Genomic DNA, 12,028 nt, shown 5'->3' on the forward strand with positions numbered 1-12,028 from the left:
GGCGAACGCTGAATGCGTATAGACTACCACACCCACCATGAACGCTGCGGACATGCTGTTGGCAAGCTGGAAGAATACGTGCAACGCGGGATCGCCATCGGTCTGTCCCAGATTGGGTTGTCTGATCATATGCCGCTCCTGCATGTAGATCCGGCTGAATATTATCCAGAGATGGCTATGCCTATGGATGAACTGCCACGATATGTCGAGGAATGTTTCACCTTGAAGGAACGGTACCGCGGGCAGATTGATGTCCGTGTCGGTCTTGAAGGGGATTATATCGAAGGCTTTGAATCGGAGATTCGTTCGATTATTGAACGTTATCCATGGGATTATGTCATTGGCTCCGTGCATTTTCTGGGTGAATGGGATATTACCGATTTCCGTCAGACTCACCACTGGGAAGGCAAGGATGTCCTTGAAGTATACCGCCAGTATTATGATGCTGTAAGCAAAGCAGCCGCTACAGGGTTGTATGATATCATAGGGCACTCGGATGTAATCAAACGTTTTGGATATGTGCCTTCACCTGAGCAAAATGAGGAACGCATTGCACTGGAGGATGCGGCTTTGCAAGCTATTGCAAAAAGTGGCTGTGCTATGGAGCTAAATGCATCAGGCTTGTCCAAGCCATGTGCAGAGATGTTTCCAAGTCGAAGAATGCTGACCGAAGCGATTCGATTGGGCATCCCTCTAACGATGGGATCGGATGCACATGATCCCATGAAGTTAGGCGATTATCTGCCTGAGGCAGAAGCGCTTTTACATGAACTCGGCTGTAAGCAAGTGGCTGTGTTTGAAAGCCGCCAGCGCTCGTTCATTCCTTTAAATGTAGACAGCAGTGGAGTATAATAAGGGTAAAATAACCTTATATACGAGTTGGATTCTCCAACATAACTATACAAGGAATTATGATCGGGGATAACCCGCGGGAGGGCATTATGCAGCATTCGTTACGTATTTTTTCCGGTTCATCTAACCCTAAGCTTGCAGAGCAGGTATGCGACAAGCTGGGAGTACAACTGGGTAAGATTAAACTGTCCCGGTTCAAGAGCGGAGAAATATACGTTCATTACGAAGAAACGATCCGCAATTGTGATGTGTTTTTGATACAGTCTTTGTCTCATCCGATCAATGAACTGTTTGTCGAATTACTTGTTATGATTGATGCGGCAAAACGAGCGTCGGCGCGCACGGTAAATATTATCGTTCCGTATTACGGTTATGCTCGGCAAGAGCGGAAGTCTGCTCCACGTGAGCCTATCTCGGCCAAGATGGTTGCAGATGTATTAACGACAGCGGGTGCAAGCCGGGTGGTTACGATTGATCTGCATGCGGCTGCAATTCAGGGATTCTTCAACATTCCGGTAGATCACATGACTTCACTGGACTTAATCAGCGAATACCTGCTCAGCAAAGAGATCAAAAACCCGGTTGTGGTTTCTCCTGATGCAGGACGAGCATCCATGGCGGAGAAGCTGGCGAATCGTCTGGATTCACCATTTGCGATCATGATCAAGAAACGTCCAAGTCATAATGAATCGATTATCACGCATGTTATCGGTGACGTTGAGGGACGAACGCCGATTATTATCGAGGACCTGATCGATACAGGTACAACGATTGTAAATGTTGTTGAAGGGTTAAAGGAACGCGGTGCAGAGAATGCATATGTTTGCGCAACGCATGGCTTGTTCTCGGATGGAGCAGTAAGCAAACTAAATCATCCATCCATTACGGAGGTTGTGGTAACAGATTCCATTGCACTGCCGGAGGATCACCCGGATTGTTTTAAAGTATTACCCGTCGCGCCAATGCTTTCACGAGCTATCCGCATCATTGTTGATGGTGGATCTATGGCCACACTGTTTAAGGACTCCGGTATTTAATTTTATGATGAGATAACCGGGTACATCACAGTCCAATCTCGTTTCATGTTCCGTGTCTGAGTGCATTTGCTCAGCACGGTATTTTTGTTTTGACTCCACGAATTGAATTCTGTGCTTTGCTGTTTGGTCGCTTGTGATATAATAACTATAAATATTATGAAATGATAGCGTTTTATTTATAGATGAATCTGGAATGGTTTTGTTACGGATACTAAACAGTAGAACCACGGCTGATGGACATTGGCATCGTGGAGTGAGGAGTGGGGTCTATTGTCGCGCACGTGGTATTATCGATTGCTCTTTTCATATTTCCCTATATTTTTCTTTACGATGACCATAATCATTTTTAGTGCGTTTGTCTTTATTAATGATATTTCCAAAGAAGAAACCCGGAAGGCTGACAGGATATCTTCCAGTTATCTCGCGACTACGCTGGATCATACAATTCGGGACATTGAGCTGGCTGTAACGGAGAAAGTGCAATATGAGCCAGCGTACAGACGTTATTTTAATGAAAATAATCCAAATAATTCGGACACGGTATATACCATTGCACAAAACTTACGCGAGATGATTAACTCTTCTTCATGGATTCAGTCCATATACCTTTATGACAAGCAGCATGAGCGCGTGATAACGGTGAGTGGTTCAAGAGATGTGGAAAGCTTCGGAGACAAAGAATGGATAAATCAATTTCTAAAAGGTGATATGGGTCAAGGATGGCAGCCTGTTCGTGAGATAGAATGGGATGATGTGCAGAAGACACCCGTGCAAGTATTGACCGTCAACAAAGAAATGCCACTGCCATTTGGCTCAGAGGGTGCATTGGTCATCAATATCAAGATGAGCAGCATCAAGCAGAGCGTGGATAGTATGGTAAATGGAAAACTCTCTTTCCTGACGATAACTGATCAGGAGGGCAGGGTCATCTATAATGCGCATTCCGATAAGGAGAGTGCACTCGACGGCACCAAGTTAAACGAGATGCCTTTGCAACGATTGGGATGGACAATCACTAGCGGCATCAAAGCAGGTAATTTGTTTGGCTGGGTTTCTGTTGTATCGTATGTATGGGTATTTATTGCTATATTTACGGTGATCTGTGCAATTATCTATATCGTGTATGTGACCCGGCGGAACTACAAGCCAATTCAAATCATTATGAACCGGATTGAATCTCAACAGATCAAGGCGTTTGAACAATCTGGTGCTCGTATGGACGAGATGAAGATGATTGATGGTGTGCTTGAAAATCTGATCAATCATATGATGGATTACGATAAAAAGAGTCGTGAAAATGTGCTTATGCAGCGGAGTAAGCTGTTTAGCGCTTTGCTTCAAGGTGAACATGTGGACAATGCAGCCGGGCAACTGTATGAGGTATCTCCATTTGATGGAGCTCATGAGGCTTCCCGTTTTATTGTGGTCGTTGGGGATATTAACCGTTATGAGAAGGGATTTCAGGAAAAGTTCACGAGAGGTGAACAGAACACACTTAAGTTTGCCTTGATGAATGTATTACAGGAGCTCTCTCGGGATACAAAAGTTCAATGCTGGACAGAATGGATCAGTGCGGATCGGATTGCTATTCTTTTCTTTTCAAAGGAAGAAGAGCAGCAGGGACAAGATTTAGCTAAACAGATCCGAGTGGTTGCCGAGGAATGTAAATCCTGGGTAGAGCAGAATCTTCGAATTTCCCTCAGCTTTGGCATTGGACCGGTTGCTGAAGGAATTGAATCTATTCATCAATCGTTTACAGCCGCTGAAGCGGTGATGCAACGCAAGTTGCTGATGAATGGCGATGTGGGTGAAGCGGAAACAAGCGAGATGCAGCATCCTTTGCTGGAGACCTATACGTATTTGCAGATGATTGCAGACTTTGTCAAACGGTTCAGGATGTCGAGTGGACAGTGGAGAGAGCAATTGGAGGATATCTTTAAGGAGTTTGAGCGAAATAAACTGCCGGATGATGAGATACGTTCCCTGATTCAGGCGATGCTCCAAATGCTCAGCCGTGAAGTCTCTATGATGTCTGAAGGGTTACAGAAAGAACTGTCTGAAGAAAACATTAACAATTGGCTGAAAGCGATGGAAGAAGCAGAATCACTAGACGATGTTAAGGTGCTGTTGTTTGATAGTCTCACCGATCTGTTCCGCACGTATGTTGCAGTTACGGAAACGAAGAGTTATAAAGCGATGGTTAATGAAATGAAAAAGTATATCGAGGAGCAGTTCACCAATCCCGATCTGTCGCTTAAACATCTGAGTGACCGTTTTCAGATTTCCGGAAAGCATGCCAGCTATCTGTTTAAGACCGAATTCAACATGAAGTTTGTCGACTTCGTGACCGACCTTAGGATGAAAGAAACAGAGAAGTTGTTGCTTGATACCGATTATTCATTGCAGGATATTGCTTTGAAGGTAGGTTATGCGAACGGAATCACACTTGGACGTGTGTTTAAGCGGGTTACTGGAATTACTCCCGGGGATTATCGTCGGATGAAGAAAGATCCAAAGGTAGCGGATGAGTGAGCCGGGTTAGAATAGATCGAAATTCTATGAATGAATTAAATGATCGTGTCAGTTTTTCGCACATCATGAAAGTGATGATTTCTAAAATTAGGGTGAATCAATGCAATGAAGTCTCCGGGATGTATGGAGAGTTCACATGCAACGATTCACCTTGTTTTGTTTATTAGACACCATCAAAATGAAAGCGCTTGAAAAATAATGAAACACACATGATACTTTCACCATGATGTCAGAAGAACTTCCACCATTACATCGGCATGTTATTTACGAATTTAGTCAGTGTGGGAAAATGGTTTATCCGTACCTTACACACAAAGATAGGCGGAACACTGTTAAAGCCTTATACCATAAGGTTTTCGGGCATTTTGGCAGTCTACGAAAATAAGCATATGAGGCAAACCGGAACTCGTTTACCAACGTACCCGAATTTAGTCTGTTGTCAGGGATCACAATAATATGGAATACTCGGGGCAAGCTTTAAAACATTCACGTAAAGCCAAAGGGGATGAACAGAATGACAAGAAAAGGGAGTCTAAAGAAGTTGATGGGGTTGGCACTTACAGCAGTAATGGGTGTCTCACTACTTGCGGGGTGCGGATCTTCAGACAACAAATCAGCGGAAGGCGGAGCATCTGGTGATGGAAAACGCGTCACATTAAAGGTGGAGCTTTTCGACCGGGGGAAAACACCATCTCAGTACACGATCTCAAACAACTTTATCTCTCAAATGATTCAAAAGAACTTTGGTGATCCGAACAACATTGACGTGCAATTCGTACCTGTTCAACGTTCTGAGGAAGTAACCAAGCTGAATGTCCTGATGGCTAGTGCTTCGGACGTTCCTGATATTGTCTTCGTTTATGACTCCAGCGTGTTTTACCGCTATGCACAACAAGGCGGTTTGACAGATGTAGGTGATCTGATTAATCAGTATGGACCGAATCTGAAAAAGTTTTTGGGCGAAGATACATTAAAGTTTGGTCAAGTGGAAGGACAGCAGTTCGCGATTCCGGGTAAACGTGCGATTACGGCTCGGTACAGCTCCTTCGTTCGTCAAGATTGGTTAGATAAACTGGGAATGCCAGCACCTAAAACAACAGATGAATTGTATAACACATTGAAAGCATTTAAAGAAAAAGATCCTGGCCAGGTGGGAAGTCAAAACATTCCTATGGGCTTTGCACTTGCACCAGCTTCCTATGAGCCACTGATTTACTCTTTCATTAAGCCGATCGCTGGGGATAAAACATATTCTCAACGTTATGAATTACCTCTGCATGAAGGATTCAAAGAATCGATGCAGTTCTTGAACAAGCTGTACAACGAAGGCCTGATCAGCAAGGATTTCAGCTTGGATAAAGATAAAACTCAATTAAACAAAGATATTGCAAACGGAAATACCGGTTTCTTCTCTGAAGATGTGGACTCCATTTTCTGGCCAGATGGATCTTATGATCTGTTGAAAACAAACAAACCGGACAGCAAACTGGCTCCGCTCGATGCATACACCAATGCGTATGCTGACGGAAAACATATTAAGTCCCGTTATGGATCTAACGGTATGTACATCATGATTCCGAAGAGCAGCGAACGTGCGGCAGAAGCGATTAAATATCTGGATTGGATGGCTTCCGATAAAAACCTGACTGACATCTATGATGGTGTGGAAGGCGAGAACTACGATCTGGTAGACGGTGTTCCGGTTGCTAAAGCAGACGCTACCCAAGAAGCAAAAGATCGTTTGTTCAACGCAGGTGATACAGCGATTATCTCGAACGGTAAAAACTTGGGTGATCAAGCTTTGAATGAAAAAGCATGGATTATGGGCTTCCCTCCAGCAAATCAGGAAATCTTGAAAAAAGCACTTGAAGTTGCAAACACAGATACAGTTGGACCTATTGTCTTCAGTAAGCCAATTCAGGCAGAGATGAAGTACAGCACAGCACTGTCAGACAAATTGGACGTTATTATCGTAAAAACAGCGATGGCAAAACCTGAAGAATTTGATGCCGTGTATGAAAAAGAAATGGCTGACTACATGTCCTTAGGCGGATCTGAACTGAAAAAAGAACTGGAAGCTGCTGAACAATAAGCAGAAATGAAATGTCTGTAAAATGAAGTGTTTCGAGGAGGCTTGTGCCGTCGCTCAGGCGGCGGCATAACGTTTCTTCGTTTGTGAGGAGGAGAGAGAGACATGACCACATACTTGAAGAGATACTGGCAATTGTATGCGTTGATTTCATTGCCCCTGATCTACTTTATCATTTTCCGTTATGGACCGATGTATGGTGTGCAGATCGCGTTTAAAGACTTTAACTTGTTCCAAGGGATTAACGGTAGTGAGTGGATTGGCTTCGATGCTTTTCGTGAGGTATTTGCAATGCCGGATTTCTACACTACATTACGCAACACATTTATGCTGAATTTTCTTGATCTGATCGTTTCATTCCCTGCTCCAATTATTCTGGCAATTATGCTCTATGAGGTACGATTCAAATGGTTTAAGAAAATTTCACAGACCATTTTGTACATTCCTCACTTTATCTCCTGGGTTATCATCGGGGGGATTGTATACCAATTGTTTGGTAATCAATCCGGTATGGTAAACGGAATACTGGAGAGTATGGGCCTGAATTCCATTCCGTTTTTGACAGAAAAAAATCCATGGCTTGTTACCTATCTGTTTACAGGTGTGTGGCAAAGTGCTGGGTGGGGAACCATTCTATATCTGGCTGCATTAACCGGTGTGAACAAGGAATTGTTCGAGGCAGCTGAGATCGATGGTGCAACGCGGCTGAAGAGAATTTGGCATATTACTTTGCCAAGCATCAAACCAACGATTGTAACCTTGCTTATCCTTAACCTTGGAAATATGGTCAGCATCGGTTTTGACCGGCCTTTCGTTATTGGTAACACGGCTGTTCGTGAATATTCCGATGTACTTAGTACCTTCGTATACAGAATGGGTATACAATCCGGGCAGTATACACTGGCAACGGTTGTAGGCTTATTCCAGGCGGTTGTCGGATTGATCTTTGTCCTTGGCTCCAACTATATCTCGAAGAAAACGACGGGAGAAGGAATTCTCTGATCCCGGAAAATAGTGAAATGCGCGCCAGAAGGCTTGCAGTATGTTTAGATCATCAGTAAAGGAGTTGTGCACAGATGAGTGACCGCACCTCGAACCGGATTTTTGATATTGTTAATGTCACCTTTATTACATTGTTTGTCATATTCTGTCTTGCTCCGTTTCTGCACACCATTGCCATATCCATGAGTTCGAACCGGGCCATTACATCAGGTGAAGTAACAATCTTCCCGAAAGAGTTCACCTGGGATGCGTATGGTCAAGTATTTTCAGACAGCTCCATGATTTATTCATTAGGATTTACAACCATTCTTACGATTATTACGACGCTGCTCTGTATGTTGTTCACCATTGCAGCAGCATACCCATTGACGAAGAAAAAATTAAAAGGCCGCAAGCTGTTTATGTACATCATCATCATTACGATGTTCTTCAGCGGAGGTATTATTCCCGAGTATTTGCTGATTCGTGACCTTCATTTGCTGAACTCGGTATGGGCCTTGATTCTACCAGGGTTGGTAAGTCCATTTAACTTGATCATCCTGATCTCCTTCTTCCGCGGAATACCGGATAGTCTGGAGGAGTCTGCCGAGATTGATGGAAGCTCCCATGTGCACACGCTCTTTAAAATTATTTTGCCACTTTCTTTGCCTGTACTTGCTACATTGGCACTGTTCTATGCGGTTGGACGCTGGAATGGCTTCCAGGATTCACTGATGTACATTAACGATCCGAAATTATATCCACTGCAGCTGAAGCTTTATCAGATGGTACAGAACAACATGGTAAGTGAGCTTACGTTGCTGGAGGGTGCAAACCGCACAAGATTAACGCCAGAGAGCCTCAAGGCGGCTACGGTTGTTTTTGCTACAGTACCGATTCTGCTCGTATATCCATGGTTGCAAAAATATTTTGTCAGCGGCGCAATGCAAGGAGCAGTTAAAGGTTAATTCGTAGTCCCCATACACGCAAACATCACAATCGGGGAAGGAGAAGGAATGATATATGCAGGGAAGAGACAAGGGAGAATACTCATTCTCGACATGCTGGAACATCAGGAGACATCCTGTAGGCGAGGACATGATTCGAGAGATTGCAGAGCTCGGCTTTCGCCGGGTGGAGCTTAACTATAACGTAACGAAGGAAATGCTCACGACGATTGAGCCGATGATCGAGCGCGGGGAGATTGGGGTGTCCAGCGTACACAATACCTTCCCTCATGATCCTGATCCGGATTATGGAACGGATTCTGTGCTGCTTGGCTTTGAAGATGAAGTGAAGCGGAAGCGGGCTATTGATCTTCTGGTTGGATCGGCTGAATATGCACATCGTTACGGAGGGGAAGCTGTCGTTGTACACCCAGGCGAGGTACCTTTCCCACATGATATCAGCAAGGATCTGGAAAAGCTGTATCGCGAAGAAGGAACGGACTCTTCGCAATATCAGAGCAAATGGGCAGAGTTCATGGAGCGGCGCGAGGCCCTGAGTGCTGGGTATATTGAAAAAATCATCGTCAGTCTGGATGAAGTTTGCAACCGGGCGTTATCCAAGGGACTGGACGTTCGTTTTGGGATCGAAACTCGCTCAAGGCCGCAACAGATTCCCACGCTTGCTGAAGCGAAAACGATCATCCAGGCTCTCAAGGGTGCCCCAGTCGGGATTTGGTACGATACGGGTCATGCAATTATGATGGATCGATTAGGGTTGTACGACAGTGTAGGTGAGATGCAAGGCCTCATGGATGATATCGTCGGTGTTCATATCCATGAAACATTGGGATTATCCGATCACTGGTGTCCATACGTGCATAGTAAAGATATGCACTTCTATGATGCATATCTTCCAATGATCCGTAAAGCACAGTTGAAAGTGTATGAATTGAAGTCGGCCTGTGAACCGGAAGCAATTCACGAAAGCCATGATCTGCTAATGCAGAAACTTGCAAGTTTAAAAGCATAGATTGACAAAGCGATAAGATCGGTTGGCTCGGGCTGTTAAAGCGCACGGCCTGCTGATCTTATCTTTTAAATAGGACTGGATTTATATAGTTGACGTTATTGAATGGATGGATGGAGGGGAACGTAGATGTATAGACAAATGGTAGAAAGCAATGACAGAGCTACTGAACGAGGTATAGAGCGGCAGGTGCTTGATTCGGAAAGTCGTTACTATGGTGGAACAATTGACCCTGTTTCAGGTTTGGCTTGGGTTAACCATACAACGGGAACACCTACAGATATGTGTTTTTGGGGGGCAGCCCTTTCTAATCCAGACTCAGCGTATTATCGCGACGAGACTCTGTTAGAGAGACTTCGGCTAGCAAGTGAGTTTGTGTTGCGTCATCAACACAGTGACGGATCGATATCACCCGGCTGGACGAACTATCACTCCCCGCCAGACACTGCTTTTGTTGTTGTAGGGTATTCGCAGTTATTTCAACTCTTGAATCAACAGGATTGGGCACCGCTGAAGCCTGTACTGGATAATATGCGACTGTTTCTGGAACGGACAATTCCAGTGATGTTAACAGGAGGTTGTCATACACCAAACCATCGTTGGGTGTTGTGTGCAGCACTTGGTTTTCTGCATGAGATCTTCGGTATAGAGGAAGCGGTACAGCGTGCGGAGCAATGGCTGGCGGAAGGGATTGATATTACCCCTGATGGGGAGTGGACCGAACGTAGTAACGGGATCTACAATGCGGTGAGTGACATTATGCTGATTCATGCCGCAAGGTTGTTGAACCGTCCTGAGCTACTCGAACCGGTACGTTTGAACCTTCGAATGATGGTATATCTCGTACACCCTACAGGTGAGATTGTGACCGATTATTCAGGCCGGCAGGATCTGGGCAGTAAGCACGGCTTGTCTTCGTATTATTTGCCTTATGCGATCATGGCCAAAATGGATCAAGATCCGATTTTTGCAGGTATGGCTGCTTGGGCAGACAGCGATTTGACAGACCCTGGCGTGTGTTCGGTGAATGCGCTCGTGCGATTGTTGCTGGAGCCCGAGCTTCAACAGACTACCGGAACAACGGATGCGCTCCCGAGGAAATATGAAGTTATGCTTAATGAGCATTTTGCGCGGGAACGTTATGTGAGCCAAATGGAAAACGTAGGCCATTATGGACGAATTTCGCACAGTCGGATGCATACGGATTTTGGTGCTCCTGTTGCCCGAGTCCGTGATGGAGAAACCAGCGTGACGGTTATGACGGAGGTAGCTCCATTTTTTGCACTTCGTCATGGTGAGGTACGTCTGCTCGCTGTTCAGTTAGCGTCTTACTTTAATCCCGGATATGTACCGATGCAAAATATGACTCGTCTCCCTCAGGGATATCGATTGACTGGTGAACAGAAGAAAGGCTATTACGGTCCTGTTCCTTCGGCCGATTTACCAGCCACAGCTTCTTCATCCATCAGCCCGTGGTATCTGCTACCACATCAGACTCGTACACTTACACATGAGCAGACATTCCGTGTTGGTGCCGAGGTACTTCAGACAGATCGCGGCTGGACGATGCACTTGACTGGTGAGGAACCGCAGGACATCATGATGCAGTTATCTTTTGTATTTGGAAGTGAAGGAGAACTTAGCTGTGAAGATGGCATAGAAACCAGTGATGGAAGCATTCTGTGGAAAGGCGGCAAGCTTCGTTATAGTTGCGGAGAAGATTGGCTTGAGATTGACGGAGGCGAGATGGGACATCTGGCGGCAACGGTGCGTGAAGCCAAAATGCCTGAGAATTGCAAGATTGTACTGGTTAATTTCATGACTCCATTCGATAAAACAATAGATATAACGCTTTCTCCGTCACTAGTATGATGAGAAATCTCAGTGAACTTCTTAGCTAAGTATTTATAGAATGAAGTAAACAGCGTGTACCGATATTCACTGGTGCACGCTGTTTATGTTTTCTTGAAACTATTTGTGGTAATAAATGGTACTGTGTGTTATGAATTTAGTTGTTCTAACGCAGCTTCAATTGCTTCATTCATTAATGGATGATCTTTGCTGTTACTCCAGTAAATAAGGAGAATATTTTCTTTTTCGTATAGGGCAGGAAATGTTGTGGAATTAGTGTTTTCTGTAATTTTGTTGAATTCTTTAGCTCCTTGTAAACGATCCTTTTCTGAATTGAAGATATAGAAATGGATAAATTCTTCGGTATTACTGTCTTCTTCTTCGTCTGACGTCTTGACTGAGTATATTTCCGGTATAACATCATTTAATTTCATGGGATATCCGGTTATACCAAAAGGCTCCAGTTTCAAATTTTGTGATTCAAGAGCAGTTAACACATCATCCAAATTTAACTTGTTTTCATTCTCTTTGGAACATCCGGTTAAGGCAACGAAGCACATGATCATGATTAAGAGCAACTTTGTTTTTGTAATATTCAGATGAAATCCCTCCCCTGGATAATATCTGCTTATTTTCGTCATAATTTTTAGCATGTAAAATGGAGTAAAAGTGACGTACTAAGCGATTTATATGGAATATTATTTAAAATTAG

General features: G+C 44.3%; 9 protein-coding genes. 8 read left to right on the forward strand and 1 reads right to left on the reverse strand.

The features are described from left to right. The first annotated feature begins 12 nt into the window (after positions 1-12). The 8 genes from hisJ to FS818_RS25465 all read left to right on the forward strand — a co-directional run bounded on the left by hisJ (position 13) and on the right by FS818_RS25465 (position 11,337). The gene (gene hisJ, locus FS818_RS25430; RefSeq protein ID WP_145335907.1) at positions 13-852 is read left to right on the forward strand and encodes a histidinol-phosphatase HisJ; all 840 of its coding nucleotides are present in this window, start codon (positions 13-15) and stop codon (positions 850-852) included. Positions 853-941: 89 nt separating this feature from the next. Continuing rightward, positions 942-1,889: a ribose-phosphate diphosphokinase gene (locus FS818_RS25435; protein ID WP_090924777.1), complete on the forward strand. Its 948-nt coding sequence runs from the start codon at positions 942-944 to the stop codon at positions 1,887-1,889. A gap of 330 nt (positions 1,890-2,219) precedes the next feature. After that, entirely contained in the window at positions 2,220-4,421 is a 2,202-nt protein-coding gene (locus FS818_RS25440) for a helix-turn-helix domain-containing protein (RefSeq protein ID WP_260989969.1), read from the forward strand. 505 nt (positions 4,422-4,926) lie between these two features. Next, positions 4,927-6,513 (forward strand): extracellular solute-binding protein, encoded by a 1,587-nt coding sequence (locus FS818_RS25445; RefSeq protein WP_145335911.1) that lies wholly within the window; start codon positions 4,927-4,929, stop codon positions 6,511-6,513. Positions 6,514-6,615: 102 nt separating this feature from the next. After that, the gene (locus FS818_RS25450) at positions 6,616-7,512 is read left to right on the forward strand and encodes an ABC transporter permease (RefSeq protein WP_145335912.1); all 897 of its coding nucleotides are present in this window, start codon (positions 6,616-6,618) and stop codon (positions 7,510-7,512) included. A 74-nt stretch (positions 7,513-7,586) separates the two neighbouring features. Next, positions 7,587-8,459, forward strand: coding sequence for a carbohydrate ABC transporter permease (locus tag FS818_RS25455; RefSeq protein WP_145335914.1), 873 nt, complete (start codon positions 7,587-7,589; stop codon positions 8,457-8,459). 55 nt (positions 8,460-8,514) lie between these two features. Further along, positions 8,515-9,468: a sugar phosphate isomerase/epimerase family protein gene (locus tag FS818_RS25460; protein ID WP_145335916.1), complete on the forward strand. Its 954-nt coding sequence runs from the start codon at positions 8,515-8,517 to the stop codon at positions 9,466-9,468. 126 nt (positions 9,469-9,594) lie between these two features. Next, on the forward strand, positions 9,595-11,337 hold the full coding sequence (locus FS818_RS25465) for a hypothetical protein (protein ID WP_145335918.1): 1,743 nt from the start codon (positions 9,595-9,597) through the stop codon (positions 11,335-11,337). Between the two features lie 128 nt (positions 11,338-11,465). Here the strand turns inward: FS818_RS25465 and FS818_RS25470 are convergent, their stop codons facing one another. Continuing rightward, entirely contained in the window at positions 11,466-11,969 is a 504-nt protein-coding gene (locus FS818_RS25470; RefSeq protein ID WP_186375601.1) for a hypothetical protein, read from the reverse strand. Between the last annotated feature and the right edge of the window lie 59 nt (positions 11,970-12,028).

Origin of the sequence: Paenibacillus xylanexedens (assembly GCF_007680605.1) — a bacterium.
GTDB classification, from domain to species: domain Bacteria; phylum Bacillota; class Bacilli; order Paenibacillales; family Paenibacillaceae; genus Paenibacillus; species Paenibacillus xylanexedens_B.